The organism is Agrobacterium sp. LMR679, from assembly GCF_027157905.1.
Lineage (GTDB): Bacteria > Pseudomonadota > Alphaproteobacteria > Rhizobiales > Rhizobiaceae > Agrobacterium > Agrobacterium leguminum.
In genome coordinates this window covers 848,727-866,032 of record NZ_JAPVOJ010000002.1, presented here as the reverse complement: position 1 = coordinate 866,032, position 17,306 = coordinate 848,727, and the positions used below count along the sequence as shown (strand labels likewise).

At 60.0% G+C, this 17,306-nt stretch carries 12 protein-coding genes and 1 pseudogene; 9 read left to right on the top strand and 4 right to left on the bottom strand.

What is annotated here, in order from left to right; genetic code table 11:
* Positions 1-55: 55 nt before the first annotated feature.
* Entirely contained in the window at positions 56-1,003 is a 948-nt protein-coding gene (locus O3W47_RS14955) for a tyrosine recombinase XerC (RefSeq protein ID WP_127756562.1), read from the bottom strand.
* A 121-nt stretch (positions 1,004-1,124) separates the two neighbouring features.
* On the opposite strand from O3W47_RS14955, the gene O3W47_RS14950 reads away from it, so the two are divergent.
* From O3W47_RS14950 to fdhD, 8 genes are all read left to right on the top strand, one after another.
* The gene (locus O3W47_RS14950; protein WP_269314052.1) at positions 1,125-3,341 is read left to right on the top strand and encodes a primosomal protein N'; all 2,217 of its coding nucleotides are present in this window, start codon (positions 1,125-1,127) and stop codon (positions 3,339-3,341) included.
* 79 nt (positions 3,342-3,420) lie between these two features.
* The gene (locus O3W47_RS14945; RefSeq protein WP_003523527.1) at positions 3,421-3,807 is read left to right on the top strand and encodes an AGROH133_08824 family phage infection protein; all 387 of its coding nucleotides are present in this window, start codon (positions 3,421-3,423) and stop codon (positions 3,805-3,807) included.
* A gap of 261 nt (positions 3,808-4,068) precedes the next feature.
* Positions 4,069-4,635, top strand: coding sequence for a F0F1 ATP synthase subunit delta (locus O3W47_RS14940; RefSeq protein ID WP_170985814.1), 567 nt, complete (start codon positions 4,069-4,071; stop codon positions 4,633-4,635).
* The gene (gene atpA, locus O3W47_RS14935) at positions 4,635-6,164 is read left to right on the top strand and encodes a F0F1 ATP synthase subunit alpha (protein ID WP_080815683.1); all 1,530 of its coding nucleotides are present in this window, start codon (positions 4,635-4,637) and stop codon (positions 6,162-6,164) included. The genes O3W47_RS14940 and atpA overlap by 1 nt, the downstream gene beginning before the upstream one ends.
* 30 nt (positions 6,165-6,194) lie before the next feature.
* Complete coding sequence (locus tag O3W47_RS14930; protein WP_269314051.1) at positions 6,195-7,073, top strand: F0F1 ATP synthase subunit gamma; 879 nt, start codon at positions 6,195-6,197, stop codon at positions 7,071-7,073.
* Positions 7,074-7,096: 23 nt separating this feature from the next.
* The gene (gene atpD, locus O3W47_RS14925; RefSeq protein WP_080815686.1) at positions 7,097-8,551 is read left to right on the top strand and encodes a F0F1 ATP synthase subunit beta; all 1,455 of its coding nucleotides are present in this window, start codon (positions 7,097-7,099) and stop codon (positions 8,549-8,551) included.
* 129 nt (positions 8,552-8,680) lie between these two features.
* Positions 8,681-9,091, top strand: coding sequence for a F0F1 ATP synthase subunit epsilon (locus O3W47_RS14920; protein WP_003492358.1), 411 nt, complete (start codon positions 8,681-8,683; stop codon positions 9,089-9,091).
* 346 nt (positions 9,092-9,437) lie between these two features.
* Positions 9,438-10,253: a formate dehydrogenase accessory sulfurtransferase FdhD gene (gene fdhD / locus O3W47_RS14915; protein ID WP_269314050.1), complete on the top strand. Its 816-nt coding sequence runs from the start codon at positions 9,438-9,440 to the stop codon at positions 10,251-10,253.
* Between the two features lie 45 nt (positions 10,254-10,298).
* On the opposite strand, the pseudogene O3W47_RS14910 reads toward fdhD, so the two are convergent.
* Positions 10,299-11,976: pseudogene (locus tag O3W47_RS14910) on the bottom strand (methyl-accepting chemotaxis protein).
* Between O3W47_RS14910 and O3W47_RS14905 the strand changes: the two are divergent.
* Entirely contained in the window at positions 11,905-12,060 is a 156-nt protein-coding gene (locus tag O3W47_RS14905; protein WP_269314888.1) for a hypothetical protein, read from the top strand. The pseudogene O3W47_RS14910 and the gene O3W47_RS14905 overlap by 72 nt on opposite strands.
* Positions 12,061-12,400: 340 nt before the next feature.
* Here the strand turns inward: O3W47_RS14905 and O3W47_RS14900 are convergent, their stop codons facing one another.
* A complete protein-coding gene (locus O3W47_RS14900; RefSeq protein ID WP_003504949.1) occupies positions 12,401-12,877 on the bottom strand; it encodes a chemotaxis protein CheW in 477 nt (158 codons plus the stop codon).
* A gap of 266 nt (positions 12,878-13,143) precedes the next feature.
* Positions 13,144-17,304: a translocation/assembly module TamB domain-containing protein gene (locus tag O3W47_RS14895; protein WP_269314049.1), complete on the bottom strand. Its 4,161-nt coding sequence runs from the start codon at positions 17,302-17,304 to the stop codon at positions 13,144-13,146.
* Positions 17,305-17,306: the final 2 nt, after the last annotated feature.

The following is a 17,306-nucleotide window of genomic DNA, read 5'->3' as shown; positions in this document are numbered from 1 at the left end:
TATAGAACGGCGGCTTGGATGTCTGGTTAATGATTATGGTTAACCATTTCCTGCTTCATGCGCGCGGATGGGCGTTGTCGTAGATTTCCAGCAGTCTCGCGGTGTCGACCCCGGTATAGACCTGTGTGGTGGAGAGGCTGGCATGGCCAAGCAGTTCCTGAATGGTGCGCAGGTCGCCGCCGCCGGCGAGAAGGTGCGTGGCGAAGGAGTGGCGCAGCGCATGCGGCGTAGCGTTTTCCGGCAGGCCGAAAGCGCCGCGCAGTTTCTGCATTTCCCTCTGGATGATGGCGGGCTGCAGCTTGCCGCCGCGAGCGCCGAGGAACATTGGCTCATCCGCCGAGAGGGCATAGGGGCAAAGCTTCCTGTAGGTATCGACGGCTTCCGTCACCACCGCCAGCAGGGGCACAATCCGCGTCTTGTTGCCTTTGCCGGTAATGCGCAGGCTGCGGGCGCCGGGTGGAAAATCGGCGGGGGTAAGACCGAGCGCCTCGGAAATGCGAAGGCCGCAGCCATAAAGCAGCGAAAGGACTGCGGCATTGCGCGCGGCGATCCATGGTTCGTCGTTCAGTTGCGCTTCGCTCGTGGTAATTTTCAGCGCCTGCCGGTCGGTCAGCGGTTTCGGTAGCGATTTCGGCTGTTTGGGCGCGCGCATGGCGGTGGCGCCGGCTGCGTTAACGAGACCCTTTTTCTGCAGGTGGTGCAGCAGGGAGCGCAGGCCGGCCAGATGTCGCCCGAGCGACCGCGGGCCGGCACCTTCCTTGCGCCGATTGGCCAGAAAGGCGCGAAGATCGACCGGACGCAGATCGGCAATATCGGTGATGGAGGCCGGTTTGCCGATGTAACCGGTCAGGAATGTCAGAAACTGCCGGGTATCGCGCTCATAAGCCTCGACAGTATTGTCCGAAAGCCGGCGTTCGCCGGCGAGGGCGGCGAGCCAGGATTGGCGCTCGTCAAGAAGATCGGCTTGGGCGAATGTCAGGATTTCGGTCACGGGGCGCTCCATTCCATGCTTCGAAACTATGCGCTTATGGTCAGCATTTGGTTAAGAGGTGGACTTTGCAAGGCGCGCCCACTACATCCGGGCGGTTTCCTTTTTCCTGTCGTCGAGGCATGGTCGCCACATCATGGCAAAAGATTCGTCCGATCTGTTTGGGGCTCTTTTCGACCCGCCGTCGCCCACGCGCACGGTGCCCGTTCTCGTGCCCATGCCGGCGCCCGGGCCCTACAGCTATTCGGTGCCCGAGGATATGGTGGTGGAGACCGGCTCCGTCGTGCAGGTGCCGCTTGGCCCCCGGCAGGTCTTTGGCGTGGTGTGGGACGATGCCGGAGAAAAGAGCGTCGATCCGAAGAAGCTGCGGCCTATCACCAAAAGTTTCGAGTGCCCGCCGCTGAAGGCGGAAATGCGCCGCTTCATTGACTGGGTCGCCGCCTATACGCTGTCTCCGCCCGGCCTCGTGGCCCGCATGGCGCTCAGAGCACCTGCCGCCTTCGATCCCGAGCCGATGATCGAGGGGCTGCGGCTGACCGAAGGCCGGCCGGAGCGCCTTACCCCCGCCCGCGAGCGGGTGATGGAACTGGCGGCAGAGGGGCATGGCTGGACAAAGAGCGGGCTTGCCCATGCCGCCGGCGTTTCAACCAGCGTGATCGATGGGCTTGTCAAGCAGGGCGTGTTCGAGACGGTGTTTCTGCCGGCGCCGCCTGTCGTGGCCGAACCCGATCCTGACTATGTCGAGCCGCGTCTGGAAGGCCCGCAGAAACAGGCCGCTTCGGAGATACTCGAGGATGTGCGCAAGGGTGGCTTTCATGTTTCGCTGATCGACGGCGTCACAGGTTCTGGCAAAACCGAGGTCTATTTCGAGGCGGTGGCGGAGACGCTCCGTCAGGGCAGGCAGGTTCTCATCCTGCTGCCAGAAATTGCACTGACCGCGGCCTTCCTTGAACGTTTTCAGGATCGTTTCGGTGCGAAACCGGCGGAATGGCATTCGGACCTGTCACCGCGCATGCGGGAAAAGGTCTGGCGGCAGGCGGTGACGGGTGAGGTGAAGGTGGTGGCCGGCGCGCGTTCGGCACTTTTCCTGCCCTTCGACAATCTCGGTCTTATCATCGTCGATGAGGAGCACGACCCCGCCTACAAGCAGGAAGACCGCGTCTTTTATAATGCCCGCGACATGGCGGTCGTGAGAGCGCGGATAGCAGAATTTCCTGTCGTGCTGGTGTCTGCCACACCCTCCGTGGAAAGTCAGGTCAACGGCAGTTCGGGGCGTTACAACACCATTCATCTGCACACGCGTTTCGGCGATGCGGCTATGCCGGATCTGCATCTTGTCGATATGCGCCGCCATCCGCCGGAACGGGGAGGGTTTCTTTCGCCCGTCCTGCTGCGCGGCATCGGCAAGACCATCGAGAAGGGCGAGCAGGCGCTTCTTTTCCTCAATCGCCGCGGTTATGCGCCGCTCACCCTCTGCCGGGTCTGCGGCCACCGTTTCCAGTGCCCGCAATGTTCCAGCTGGCTGGTGGAGCACCGGTTCCGCAATCAATTGCAGTGCCACCAGTGCGGCCACAACGAGCCGACGCCTGACCATTGCCCGGAATGCGGCACCTTCGATCATCTGGTGGCCTGCGGGCCGGGTGTGGAGCGCATCGCCGAAGAGGTGGAGAAACATTTCCCGGAAGCCCGCACCATCGTCCTCTCCTCCGATCTCATGGGCGTCAAGCGCCTGCGGCTGGAGCTGGAGGCGATCGTCAAGGGTGAGGCGGATATCGTCATCGGCACGCAGCTCGTCGCCAAGGGACATAATTTTCCGCTGATGACGCTGGTGGGCATCGTCGATGCCGATCTCGGCCTTGCCAATGGCGATCCGCGTGCGGCGGAGCGAACGTTTCAGCTGCTCTCGCAGGTGACGGGGCGCGCCGGGCGCACGGGGTTGAAGAGTCATGGCCTGTTGCAGACCTATCAGCCGCAGCACCCCGTCATGCAGGCCATCGTTTCGGGCGATGCATCGGCCTTCTACGAAAGGGAAATCGTGGAGCGGGAAAAAGCCGTTCTGCCGCCCTTCGGACGGCTTGCCTCGATCATCGTTTCCGCCGATACGCGCGGGGAAGCGGAAACCCATGCCCGGGGCTTGAGGGCCGCAGCCCCACAGATTACCGGCATCATGCTGCTCGGGCCGGCGGAAGCCCCGCTCGCGCTCATCCGCGGCCGCCACCGTTTCCGCCTCCTCGTACACGGGCGGCGCAATTCCGACATGCAGTCTTTTCTCCGCACGCTTCTGGCCAATGGCCCGAAAGAGCGCGGCAGCGTGCATGTGCAGCTCGATATCGACCCGCAAAGTTTCCTTTGAACTTTGCCGCCGGGGCGTTTTCCCGCTGTCATGACCGTGTCATAACGCAGCAGGCAGTCAAAATGATTTGGGGAACGAGATGGAGTTTTATTTTCCCGCCGAGTTCGGCGAGCAGCTGGCCTTCGGAGCGGCGGTGGTTTCGGCGGTGATGGGCCTTTTTTTCATGTTTGCGCCGGGTATTACGCTGCGTGCCTTCGGTCTGCAGCCGGCAGGTGAGCGCAGGGATGGTTATGCGCTTGTGCGTTCGTCGCTTGCCGGGTTCTATCTCGGCCTCGGCGCCGCCGCCCTGCTTCTCGCGCAGCCCATGGTCTATCTCGCCTTCGGTGCGGCTTTCGGCCTCAGCGTGTTCGGCGGTATTCTCTCCATACTCTCGGATGGAGGCGCAACCATGCGGAATTTCTTACTTCTGGTTGTACACTTCCTGCTCGCTGCACTGTCGTTGAGCTACGTGTTCGGGCTGGTCTGAGGCGGGCTTTTTGCCTTTTGTGACGCACAGATGCCGCATCCTGGGCGAAATCGGAAAATTTAAACGCATTCCCCCTTGCCCAAACGGCGCTTTCCGCTATTACGCGTGTTGCGAGTCCCGGCGTCCTATGCTAGACGGACCGCGAAATTGGGAAAAGGCAGGGGGGAATTCCGGTCTTTTTCGGGGAAATTGAAACGATTTCAAGAATTTGATGCGGTGGAGCCCCATCGCTGATGGTCTTGGACGATTAGCAGGGAAAAAGTGCCCGTGGCAGACACCTCCCATGGAACATCCGGTGTAGCGGAAAGGTATGCGTCGTCGCTTTTCGAGCTTGCTTTGGAAGCGGGTGCGGTCGAAGCGGTTCAGGCCGATCTGGATAAGTTCGGCGCACTTCTCGACGAAAGCGACGATTTGAAGCGTCTGGTTGCGAGCCCGGTGTTTTCCGCCGAGGATCAGTTCAAGGCAATCACCGCGATCTGCGAAAAGGCCGCCATCGGCGGTCTCGCACTCAATTTCCTCAAGGTCGTTGCGAATAACCGCCGTCTCTTTGCCGTTCCCGGCATGATCCGCGCCTACCGCACCATCGCCGCCGCCCACCGCGGCGAAATCACCGCCGAGGTCACCTCGGCACATGCGCTCGACGAGGCGCAGGAAACTGAACTGAAGGCGGCGCTGAAGAGCGTTACCGGCAAGGATGTGGCGGTTTCCGTTACCGTCGATCCGTCGATCCTCGGAGGCCTGATCGTCAAGGTCGGCTCTCGCCAGATCGATACGTCTCTTCGCACCAAACTTTCCACCCTTAAGCTTGCACTGAAAGAGGTTGGCTGATGGATATCCGCGCCGCGGAAATTTCCGCAATTCTGAAAGATCAAATCAAAAATTTCGGCAACGAGGCGGAAGTCTCGGAAGTCGGTCAGGTGCTTTCCGTCGGTGACGGTATCGCCCGCGTCTATGGCCTCGACAATGTTCAGGCCGGCGAAATGGTCGAGTTTCCGGGCGGCATCCGCGGCATGGCGCTCAACCTCGAAGCCGACAACGTCGGTGTGGTTATCTTCGGTTCGGACCGTGACATCAAGGAAGGCGACACCGTAAAGCGGACTGGCGCTATCGTTGACGTTCCGGTCGGTCCGGAACTGCTTGGCCGCGTCGTTGACGCGCTCGGCAACCCGATCGACGGCAAGGGCCCTATCAATGCCGCCAAGCGTTCGCGCGTTGACGTCAAGGCTCCCGGCATCATTCCGCGCAAGTCGGTTCATGAGCCGATGTCGACCGGCCTCAAGGCTATCGACGCTCTCATCCCGGTTGGCCGTGGCCAGCGCGAGCTCGTCATCGGCGACCGTCAGACCGGCAAGACCGCGATCATTCTCGACACGATCCTGAACCAGAAGGCCATTCACGACAATGGTCCCGACGGCGACAAGCTTTATTGCGTCTACGTCGCTATCGGTCAGAAGCGTTCGACCGTTGCCCAGTTCGTGAAAGTTCTGGAAGAGCGCGGCGCGCTGCAGTACTCGATCATCGTTGCTGCGACCGCTTCCGATCCGGCTCCGATGCAGTACCTTGCTCCGTTTGCCGGTTGCGCCATGGGCGAATACTTCCGTGACAACGGCAAGCACGCTCTCATCGGCTACGACGACCTTTCCAAGCAGGCCGTTGCCTATCGTCAGATGTCGCTTCTGCTGCGTCGTCCTCCGGGCCGCGAAGCTTATCCGGGCGACGTTTTCTACCTTCACTCCCGTCTTCTCGAGCGTGCTGCAAAGCTCTCCGACGAAATGGGCGCCGGTTCGCTGACGGCTCTGCCGGTCATCGAAACCCAGGGTAACGACGTTTCGGCCTTCATTCCGACCAACGTGATCTCGATCACCGACGGCCAGATCTTCCTTGAAACCGACCTGTTCTACCAGGGCATCCGTCCGGCCGTTAACGTCGGTCTGTCGGTTTCGCGCGTTGGTTCCGCCGCTCAGATCAAGGCGATGAAGCAGGTTGCCGGTTCGATCAAGGGTGAACTCGCCCAGTATCGCGAAATGGCCGCTTTTGCCCAGTTCGGCTCGGACCTTGATGCTTCCACGCAGCGCCTGCTTAACCGCGGTGCCCGCCTGACCGAGCTTCTGAAGCAGCCGCAGTTCTCTCCGCTCAAGACGGAAGAGCAGGTCGCGGTAATCTTCGCTGGTGTCAACGGCTACCTCGACAAGGTTCCGGTCGCGCAGGTCGGCAAGTTCGAGCAGGGTTTCCTCTCCTACCTCCGCTCGGAAGGCAAGGCGATCCTCGACACCATCCGCACGGAAAAGGCTATCAGCGACGATACCAAGGGCAAGCTCAAGGGCGCTCTTGATAGCTTCGCCAAGTCTTTCTCGTAATCAGGGCTCTTTTACTCGGACGGATAACGGATGCCTTCACTAAAGGATCTGAAAAACCGCATTGCCTCCGTAAAGGCGACGCAGAAGATTACCAAGGCGATGAAAATGGTCGCCGCGGCGAAGCTTCGGCGCGCCCAGGAAGCTGCGGAGGCCGCCCGGCCTTATTCTCAGCGTATGAGCGCCGTTCTCGCCAACATCGCCAAGGCGGTCGAGGCGGACGTTGCTCCGGCGCTGATGACCGGCACCGGCAAGGACGACGTGCATCTGCTCGTCGTCTGCACGGCTGAACGTGGTCTTTGCGGCGGTTTCAACTCGCAGATTTCCCGTTTTGCCCGCGATCATGCCCGCAAGCTGATTTCGGAAGGCAAGACGGTCAAGATCATCACGGTTGGCAAGAAGGGTTACGACAGCCTTCGCCGCGAATTTGCAGCCAACATCATCGAGCGCGTCGAACTGCGCGAAGTGAAGAAGGTCGGTTTTGAAAATGCCGACCAGATCGCCAAGAAGGTGATCTCGCTCTTCAACGCGGGTGAATTTGACGTCTGCACGCTGATCTATTCGGAATTCAAGTCCGTCATCAGCCAGATCCCGACCGGCCTGCAGCTCATTCCGGCCGCTACGCCTGTTGTGGAAGCGGATGAGACGACGCAGAACGCCGTCTACGAATACGAGCCGGATGCGGCTTCTATTCTGGAAGACCTTATTCCGCGCAACATTTCGGTTCAGGTTTTCCGGGCTCTGCTCGAAAACGTTGCCGGTGAAATGGGCGCCAAGATGAGCGCGATGGACAATGCAACGCGCAATGCCGGTGAGATGATCAACAAGCTGACGCTTTCCTACAACCGTCAGCGTCAGGCTCAGATCACCAAGGAACTCATTGAAATCATTTCGGGCGCGGAAGCGCTCTGAGGTAAGGAAAGAGGGTAAGGATAATGGCTAAGGCAGCTACCCCCAAGAAAACCGCAGCGGTGAACGGCGCGGGCAAGGTTACCCAGGTTATCGGCGCTGTTGTCGACGTGGCGTTCGAAGGCGAACTGCCTCCGATCCTGAACGCGCTCGAAACCGAGAACAACGGCAACCGCCTCGTTCTGGAGGTCGCGCAGCATCTCGGCGAAAACGTCGTCCGCACGATCGCCATGGACTCGACCGAAGGTCTGGTTCGCGGTCAGGCCGTCGTCAACACGGGTGCGCCGATCGAAGTTCCGGTCGGTCCGGAAACGCTCGGCCGTATCATGAACGTCATCGGTGAGCCGGTTGACGAAGCCGGTCCGATCACCACGGCCAAGAAGCGCGCCATCCACCAGGACGCGCCGTCTTACGTCGAGCAGTCGACGGAAGCACAGATCCTCGTCACCGGCATCAAGGTCGTTGACCTTCTGGCTCCTTACGCCAAGGGTGGTAAGATCGGCCTGTTCGGCGGCGCCGGCGTTGGCAAGACGGTTCTCATTATGGAACTGATCAACAACGTCGCCAAGGCGCATGGTGGTTATTCGGTATTCGCCGGTGTTGGTGAGCGTACCCGTGAAGGTAACGACCTCTATCACGAAATGATCGAGTCGAACGTCAACAAGCTCGGCGGCGGCGAAGGCTCCAAGGCAGCACTCGTTTACGGCCAGATGAACGAACCGCCGGGCGCCCGCGCCCGCGTTGCTCTGACCGGTCTGACGATCGCTGAAAACTTCCGTGACGAAGGCCAGGACGTTCTGTTCTTCGTGGACAACATCTTCCGCTTCACGCAGGCTGGTTCGGAAGTGTCGGCTCTGCTCGGCCGTATTCCTTCGGCCGTGGGCTACCAGCCGACGCTCGCAACCGACATGGGCCAGATGCAGGAACGCATCACCACCACGACCAAGGGTTCGATCACCTCGGTTCAGGCCATTTACGTTCCCGCCGACGACTTGACCGACCCGGCTCCCGCAACTTCGTTCGCGCATCTTGACGCAACGACGGTTCTGTCGCGTTCGATCGCTGAAAAGGGTATCTACCCGGCTGTTGACCCGCTCGACTCCACCTCGCGTATGCTTGACCCGATGATCGTCGGCGAAGAGCACTATGAAGTTGCCCGTAAGGTTCAGTCGACCCTGCAGCGCTACAAGGCTCTCCAGGACATCATCGCCATCCTCGGCATGGACGAACTGTCGGAAGAAGACAAGCTGACGGTTGCCCGCGCCCGTAAGATCGAGCGCTTCCTGTCGCAGCCGTTCTTCGTTGCTGAAGTCTTCACCGGTTCGCCGGGCAAGCTCGTCGCTCTCGAAGACACGATCAAGGGCTTCAAGGGTCTGGTCAACGGCGAATACGACAATCTGCCGGAAGCTGCTTTCTACATGGTCGGTTCGATGGAAGAAGCCATCGAAAAGGCAAAGAAGCTGGCTGGCGAAGCCGCCTGATAATGAATTGGCGGGCGCGTGGTTCAACTGCGCGCCTCGCCGGCAACGGTGGCGAAACCGGAATGGTGATGCCGGCGTTGTAGAAATGAAGTCCGTGACGCCCGCGTAATTGAAAAGAAGTGAATAGCCATGGCTGACAGTTTCAAATTCGATCTCGTTTCCCCGGAGCGTCTGCTCGTTTCCGAAACGGTTACGGAAGTCGTCATCCCGGCAACGCTGGGTGAAATGACCGTTCTGGCCAATCACGCTCCGACGATGACGACGATCAAGCCGGGTCTGGTGACTGTGAAGTTCGCCTCCGGTGAGACGCATAAATACGTCGTCTTCGGTGGTTTTGCCGATATTCTGCCGACCGGCTGCACGCTTCTCGCCGAATCCGCCGTTTCGGCCGATGACATGTCCCCAGACACGCTGCAGAAGCGTATCGATGCGGCCAAGGCCGAAATCGAAGAGGGCAATCATCACCACGAACATCTGACCAAGCTTGAAAAGCATCTTTACGAACTGACGAACCTGCATGAGGTTCTTGTCGCTGCTTGAAAGCACCGGGCGGGTTCGAAAGAATGACTGCCCACAAAAAACCTAAAGCAGAAAGCGGCCGTTTCGGTCGCTTTTTTGTTTTGGGTTGTTGCCTTACCATATCAGACGAAGCATGGCTGCTTTCGCATGGAAACCCGTCACCTGGCCTGATCTGAGCTTCCGAATGGCGTTGGCGGGATTACATCAATGATGGACGTGCGGAAAATGGGTAAGGCAGGGAGCGCCTTCAACGGGTGCACCCGGGAAACCGATTCCGATTTTCAAGGCTTTCGGTTAGATGTGATACCGGGAAGAAATGCTGCTTTGGGGTCATGAGCGAGACGAAGCAGATTTTTGTCGTGGAGGAGTGATCGGCGTGTCGGCAAAGGCAAGTTACCGAAGGGTCGCAAGAACCGCTTTGCGCGAAGGGGCCATAGTGGAGGGCGAGAGGGCGGTGCCGGAGGAGGTGCCTGTTGCCTTTTCCTATGGCGGCAGCACCCATGCCGTGATGATGGCGAGCCCAGCTGATCTTGTCGATTTCGCAGTCGGTTTCAGTCTTACGGAAGGCATCATATCCACAAGGGCGGAAATCCATTCCATAGAGGTAATCGAGGCCGGGCAGGGCTTCGATGTTCAGGTGGATTTGCAGGATGCCAATGCGGATGCGCTGCGGGCAAGACGGCGGCATATGGCAGGCCCCGTCGGCTGCGGTCTTTGTGGAATCGAGTCCATAGAACAGGCGGTCCGCGTGGTACCGGAGTTGAGCGATGTGGAAGTCTCCGTTGACGGAGATGACATCGTTGCTGCGGTCAAAGCGCTGAATGAAGCGCAAAGCCTCAATCGCGAAACGCGGGCAGTTCACGGCGCGGGTTTCTACAATCCTCAAAAAGGGCTGCTTGCTGTCCGCGAAGATGTCGGCCGGCACAATGCGCTCGACAAGCTCGCAGGTGCGGTCGTCAATGCAGACCTATCGCCCGGTACGGGCATTGTGGTTGTCACCAGCCGACTGTCGGTGGAAATGGTCCAGAAGACGGCCATCCTTGGCAGCCCCATTCTGGCGGCAATTTCAGCACCCACTGCGCTTGCCATCGAAACGGCCGAGAGTTCGGGTGTCACGCTTGTGGCGCTGGTGCGGGGTGAAGATTTTGAAATCTTCACCCGGGCGGATCGTATCATTCTATAACATTAAGGCCGCCGTTTCCCGGCGGCCCTTGGCTTCAGAGCGGGCCTAGAACTCCGCCCATTCGGCTGCTGCGTTTCCGCGAGATCTTGGCGCGGCGGCATATCGCGGTTGCGGAGTCGGGAGCCGGGTGACAACGGCCGGCTTTTTGTCGGCCGGGCGGGCGGGCGATGCCCCTCGTGGGATATTCTGAACTGCCGCAGCAATTCGTGCAGATTTTCCGCCTCCGTGGCGAGGCCGTGGCTGGCGGCGGTGGTTTCCTCCACCATGGCGGCGTTTTTCTGGGTGGCCTGATCCATGACGTTGACGGCCTGATTGATTTCGCTGAGACCATTCGCCTGCTCGCGCGAGGCTTCAACGATCGCCGAGACATTGCTGTCGATCTCACTCATCTGCGACTGGATATCCCGGAGCGCGCCGCCGGTTCTGCCCACCAGATCCACACCGTTGGCGACCTGCTCGCGGGAGGTGTTGATGAGGGATTTGATTTCCTTGGCCGCAACGGCGGACCGTTGTGCGAGTTCGCGGACCTCCTGCGCCACAACGGCGAAACCCTTGCCCGCTTCGCCGGCCCGGGCGGCTTCGACACCCGCATTCAGGGCCAGAAGATTGGTCTGGAAGGCGATGTCGTCAATGACGCCGATGATGTTGGTAATTTCACCCGAGGAACGCGAAATCGCATCCATGGCGGAAATTGCCTGCTGGACGATATCGCCGGAATGTTCGGCATGTTCTCTCGTTCGCAACACCAGCTTTCCGGCCTCGCCGGCGCGCCGGCTGGCATCGGCAACGGTGGTGGTGATTTCCTCCAGCGCGGCTGCGGTCTCTTCCAGTGAGGCGGCCTGCTGTTCGGTGCGCTGCGAAAGCTGATCGGCGGCGATGCGGATTTCGCCGGAGCCCGAGGCGATTGTCGAGGCATTGTGGGCGATGGTCTGCATGGTGGCCTGCAGCCTGGCGACGACTTCGTTGAAGTCCGCGCGCAGCTTTTCCATGCTGGGCACGAAGCTGTTGTCGAGGCGCTGCACAAGATCACCTTCGGCCAGCGCCCGCAGGGCATCGGCAAGCACACTGATGGCGCTCATGCGCGGCGTGACATCGGTGGCGAATTTCACCACTTTGACCACCTTGCCTGCTTCGTCCAGCACCGGATTATAGGCAGCCTGGATCCATATTTCCTTGCCGTTCTTTCCATAGCGGACAAATTCATCCGAGATGAATTCCCCTGCCGCCAGTCGCGGCCAGAAATTATCGTAAGCAGGCGAGGCGGCATAGGACGGATCGCAGAACATGCGGTGATGCCTGCCCTCGATTTCCTTGAGGTCGTAATTCACCGTGGCGCAGAAATTCGGATTGGCGGTGATGATGGTGCCATCCGGAAAAAACTCGATGGTGGCCTGCGAACGGGAGAGCGCCTCCAGCTTGCCCGCATCGTCCACGGCCCTGATTTTCTTGGCGGTGATGTCGGTGGCGATCTTCACGACCTTATAGGGTTTGCCGGAACGGAAGACCGGGTTGTAAGAGGCCTCGATCCAGATAACCGAGCCGTCCTTGCGGATACGGCGATATTCCTTGGCCTGGAACTCGCCGCGCGCGAGCACTCCCAGAATTCCTGATAGGCCCGCGACCCGGCAAGCTCGCTATCGCAGAAGATGCGATGGTGCTTGCCGACGATCTCGGTGAGATCATAACCCAGCGCCGTGCAGAAATTTTTATTCGCGGTGAGGATATTACCCTTGAGATCGAATTCTATGACCGCCTGCGATCTCGATATCGCATCGAGCATATTTCTGTTATCTGCGCTTTTCCCTAACCCCAGCATTATACGTCCCCAAAAAACGGCCCACGGCGCGGCGAGCCGCACAGGATGTGCGGTCCGCGTCGTATCATGTTGAACAACGAACAGGTTTGCCGCCGAAGGCAGCAATGCAGGCACTTCCGTCTCTCCGCCTCGGTCAGGTATCGGGCCAGCCTGATATTCGTGCCGGCGCGATACTGTTCCACGGCCTTTAATATTAGATATCTATAATATTAAAATGTTCTTATTTAAGAAGGCGAGGTAAAGAGGAAAAACAAGACCGCCGGGCAAGGTGCACCGGCGGTCTGGGTTGATCGATAGTCTTTGTTTGGCGTGGCCAGACAAAAAGGCCTGCTTAGGCCGCGAGATCTTCGGCTTCGGTTCCCTTGAACATTTTCGCAAGGTTCAGGAAGCAGATCATGCCATGTTCGTTGGCGATGATGCCTTCCGAATAGGACTTGTCGAAGGAGGCCGAGATTTCAGGAACCGGCTGAACCTGGTTTGCCGGGATTGTCAGAATGTCGGAAACGCGGTCGACGAGCATGCCGATGACCATGTTGTGCACTTCCGCCACCACGATGGCGCTTCTCTCATTGGCGACGGTGCTCTTCATGCCGAGCTTGTGAGCCAGATCGATGATCGGAATGACGGAGCCGCGCAGGTTCATGACGCCGATGACGTCTTTCGGCGCGTGGGGAATGGGCGTCGAAGGCGCCCAGCCGCGAATTTCGCGGATGGTCGTCGTCTTCACGCAGAATTCCTGATCATGCAGGCGGAACGCGATGATTTCGAGCGTCTCACCGCCAAAATTGGTAGAGTTAATCATTGCCATCAGAATTCTTCCCAATGCTCGCTGTGGAGGCCGGCGCAAGTGCACCGACACTTGCATATGCGGATTTGGCGTTCTGCCTGGTGCCTGAACAGCCGGAAACAATATTTCCGTCTTCAATGGATGATTTGTATCATCAGATGGTTTCGCAAACCTAAATGCGAAGCGGCGCTGAAGTGTTTTCGCTTTTCTTCGAAACGCGAAAATACTCTCTTCGATTTTACACATTGCCCGGACGAAAAAACCGCCACGCACCTTTATTGGAAATTCTAATATTCTTTCTCGTAAAATATGCCAGCTGCGCCTTCGCCATCGCCGCCCGCTTCCCCGCGTAGCTTCACACCCCGTCCGACATCGAGGTTGATGATGGCTTTTGCACCGGATTCGCCGCTTTGCTGCAGCTCGAGATAGGTTCTTTCGTTCAGATATTTACCGGCGGAAACGCGGGCCTGCCCTTCGGAATCGGTCGAAATATCGAGATCGTCGACGCCGAGATTGCTTCTGAGCTTGTCGAACAGCGAGGTGGAACGCCCGCCGGCCAACTGGGCGGCGGCATCGGCGAGCCTCGCGATTTGCAGAGCCGAGAGTTTCGACATGGACTGGCCGAAGATCAGCTGCGCCATCACCTCATCCTGCGGCAGGGCGGGTGCCGAGGAGAAAGCAAAGGTCGGATCGTTGGCGTTGCCGGAAACGGCCACGGTGATAGTCGTCGAACCGACTGTCGAGTCCGCCTTCATATCGAGGACCGGAACGAGGCCGCCGCCGAAACTGATATTGCCGGTGGTGAAATCGAGGCGGCGAGTGAGGATTTCGAGCCGGCCACGGCGCATTTCGAAGCCGCCGGAAATGACCGGAACAGCTGCCGTGCCACGGATCGTCAGATTGCCTGTGAGTTCCGCATCGATGCCGCGCCCGCGCACGAAGATGCCGCTCGGTGCGTTCACCTGCAGATCGAGATTGATGGTGGACGAGCTGCCGCTGCCGCCCTGATCAGCCCCGAGCGCCTTGGCCTGCGCGCGCACCTTCGGCGGGGCGTTCTTGTGCTTGACATCGATTTCCGTCAGCGAGGCCGGAAGCTTTTCCGGAATGGTGATGGCGCTTCTGTCCAGCGTCAGGTTGCCGCCCAGCACAGGGGAATTCAACAGCGGGCCTTTCAGCGTCAGCGTGCCGCTTACCACCGTCGTCACCAGCGTGCCGTCATTATAACCGGCGCGATTGAGGGTGATCGATATATCGGCGGGGAAACCCGAACCACCGGCTATGCCGACGTTGCCGGTTCCCGAGATCGTTCCGCCGCCGGCCAGCTTGCCCGTCAGTCGCGAGATGACGGCACGGTCGCGGTCGAAGGTGATGGTGGCGCCCAGATCGTTGATGGTCAGGTTCCTGCGCACATCGGTCAGACGCGTACCATCGGTGGTGATGCTGCCGGTGACGACTGGTGCGGAAGCGCTGCCGGAAATCTTCACGTCGATGGCGGCGGTACCGTCCACATCGAGGCCCTGCGCTGCGGTTTGCGCCGCGACGGCGGAGAAGGGCAGCCTGCCGGAAAACGCCATGGAAAGCGGACGATTGCCGGCGATGCCCAGCGAGCCGCCGCCGGAAAGCGACATGCCGCCCTGGCCGGATACATTGGTGTCGATCTGCAAGGTGCCGCCGGCAAAACGGCCATTCGCCTTGATGCCGAGCGCGGCAAGGCCTGCCGCACGTGTCTGCGCGACCTCGGCATTGGTCCAGTTCAGATTGTAATCGACCGCAGGGTTCGATGCCGCACCCTTGGCGCTCACCGTGCCGGAGATGCTGCCTGCCGCATCCAGTCCGGTGGCGAAGGCATTTGCGAGACTGGCGGGCAGAGAACGAATATCGGCATTGATATCGAGCGTCGACCCGGCGCTGCCGTTGACCTCGACCCGTCCTTCACCCGTGATAATGGTCAGATCGGAGATGCGGGCCGTGCCGTTCTGGATGGCGATGGTGCTCGGTTTTTCAAGGCGAACCGCAATGCCCTTGGGGGCGGCGGAAAAAGCGTCAACCCGCACCGTCATCGGCGATCCGCCGGTCTCAGCGCTGCCCTTTACCACCAGAGGCGCATTGTCGTAACGGCCATTGACGTCGAACTGCGTCGTCGTGCCGGAATGGCCGATGGTGGCATTCAGGCCCGATATCGCGGCGGCGCCGGCATTGACGCTATCGGCGCTGACCTTGCCATTGATGGCGAGAGCCTGAAGGTCGTCGATGGAAATATCGGCGGCGAGTTTGGAGATCGTTGTCGTGCCCTGGCGGATGCTGCCGCCATTGGCCTTGATCGTCGCGGCAATCCGGCCATTGGCGTTGCTCAGGGCGATATCGCCGGCAATATCGCCATCCGCCTGCTGCGCGGCGAGGGCGGCGAGCAGGGCAAGGTCGGGGAAATTGAAGGAGAGATTGCCCGATGGCAGGAATTGCTGCGAGAATTGCAGCTGTCCGTTCAAGATATTCCGGCCTACGGCCACATGCAGCTCGGGGATGGCCGTGCCGTTTTCGGTCTGCACCACATCGGCATTGGCGTCGATCTTCTGTCGGTCGAGACTGCCGCTGGCGGTGAGCTTTGCCTGGGGCGCGGCGGGATCGGCCTTGCCCGTTGCATTGACCTTCAGCGATTCGAGTGTTCGTCCGGCAAGGATCGCGCTTTCGGAACTCAGGGTGATGTTGAAATCCGGTGCTGTTAGCGCGCCGCTGGCCTCGATTGCAAAATCGGCGACGCCCTTCGCCTGTGGCGTCAGTTTTTCAAGAGCGGGAAATTTACCCGTCAGGCTGGCGCTCAATGCATCGTTTTCGAGGCCGACATTGCCGGTTGCTTCGATCGTTCCCGACTTGATGACGAGGTTTTCAACGCTGGTGCGTCCGCCGATGGTCACGTCGATATCGCCCTGGAGGGCAATGGTGGTGTCGAACTTTTCCGCGAGGGCCGGTGGAAGGGTGGCGGGCAGCGCGAAGAGCTGCACGCTGGAGGTCAGGCGATTGTCGGCGAGATTGAAACTGCCGTTCAAAGTTCCGCCGACACTGGCGCTTTCCAGCGTCGCGCCGTCGAAGCCGATGGCGGACGAAGTGAGGCTGAGGGGCGCCTTGATGGTGAGGGGCGCCCGCACCAGCCGGTCGATATCGGCACTGACGAAGGAGGATTGCGCCACGGACAGGACTGTCGCGATCGTGCCGCTGCGATTGGCGATGTTGAGATCGGCGCTCTCGGCTGTCAGCTTGACGTCATCGAGCCTGCCTTGCGGCAGGGAAAGGCTGCGCAACGATACCGTCGTGTTGAGATGCGCAGCGTCTGCGCCACCCTTGAGGGAAAGATCGAGGCCGTTGATGAGGGCCTGAACCTCGCCATTCTCCAGCGGCCAGCGAAAATCCACAGGGCCGGCGGTGCCGATGAGATTGGCGGCGAGATCGTTCTGACCGTTCGGATCGACCGTGCCTGACGCCGTCAACAGCAGGGTGCCGGTCTCCAGCGTGCTGCTGCCGATTTCGATACGGCCCTGCGGCGAAAGCGTGGCGTTTGCGTCGAGCTTTGTCTCGCCAGCAAAAAGCTGGCGGAAGGCCGGGGGCAGAAGCAGATCGGGCTGACCGCCGCCTGCAATTTCGATACGGCGGGTGCCATCATCTGCAAGAAGGTGGCGGCCGGTGACGTTGACGACAGGATTGCCGGCGACATTGCCGCGCAGCGTGCCCGTCCAGTTGGAAAGCGGGCCTTCGCCGTTGAGGTCTATCGCCACCGCAGGTGTTCCTGGAAGCGAAAGCAGCGTGGCGAGAAGACCGCCTTCGGGCTCCTTCATCTCCGCTTTCAGCTTCAGGACATTCTCATTCGGAAGGAAGGCGATGTCGGCATTAACCTCCGCATCCGGCGCATTGAGCCGATGGGCGGTGAGCGATAGCCGCATATCGTCCTGGGCAGCCGTCAGGTTGCCTTCCGCGTTCAGGTCGAAGGGACGGCCGAGAAGCGATTGGCCAAGGCTGATATCGGGAAAGCTGAACTTGTCGACGGCGATTTCGATCGGCAGCGAGGAATTGCCGGAGCTCTTGGTCGATGTCTGCTCCGGGGCAAGCGGTTTGCGCTCGACATCGATAGATCCGGCCGAGACCCGGTCGGCATGGAAGGTGCCGGCAAGCAGCGAGAGCGGCGACCAGTCGACGGCGATCTGGTTCACGCGGGCATAGGGTCCCTGCCGGTCTGAAAGCGTGACATTGTCGAGCCGCAGGCGGCCGGTCAAAAGGCCGCTCGGGGGCGAAATCTCGATTACCTGATCGGGCGTGGAAACGAGCGATGAAATCTGCTTTGCGGCAATTCTTGCGCCCATCGGGGTAAAACCGACGAACAGAACCGCAAGCAACACCAGCACCACGCCGCACAAAGCAGCGTAGCCCAGCCATTTCAGCAATCGAATCAACGTTTTCATAA

Bases quoted from the DNA above. Each gene is read 5' to 3' on its own strand.
- O3W47_RS14955 (WP_127756562.1), bottom strand. From the start codon at position 1,003: ATGGAGCGCCCCGTGACCGAAATCCTGACATTCGCCCAAGCCGATCTT.
- O3W47_RS14950 (WP_269314052.1), top strand. From the start codon at position 1,125: ATGGCAAAAGATTCGTCCGATCTGTTTGGGGCTCTTTTCGACCCGCCG.
- O3W47_RS14945 (WP_003523527.1), top strand. From the start codon at position 3,421: ATGGAGTTTTATTTTCCCGCCGAGTTCGGCGAGCAGCTGGCCTTCGGA.
- atpA (WP_080815683.1), top strand. From the start codon at position 4,635: ATGGATATCCGCGCCGCGGAAATTTCCGCAATTCTGAAAGATCAAATC.
- O3W47_RS14930 (WP_269314051.1), top strand. From the start codon at position 6,195: ATGCCTTCACTAAAGGATCTGAAAAACCGCATTGCCTCCGTAAAGGCG.
- atpD (WP_080815686.1), top strand. From the start codon at position 7,097: ATGGCTAAGGCAGCTACCCCCAAGAAAACCGCAGCGGTGAACGGCGCG.
- O3W47_RS14920 (WP_003492358.1), top strand. From the start codon at position 8,681: ATGGCTGACAGTTTCAAATTCGATCTCGTTTCCCCGGAGCGTCTGCTC.
- O3W47_RS14905 (WP_269314888.1), top strand. From the start codon at position 11,905: ATGGTGCTTGCCGACGATCTCGGTGAGATCATAACCCAGCGCCGTGCA.
- O3W47_RS14900 (WP_003504949.1), bottom strand. From the start codon at position 12,877: ATGGCAATGATTAACTCTACCAATTTTGGCGGTGAGACGCTCGAAATC.
- O3W47_RS14895 (WP_269314049.1), bottom strand. From the start codon at position 17,304: ATGAAAACGTTGATTCGATTGCTGAAATGGCTGGGCTACGCTGCTTTG.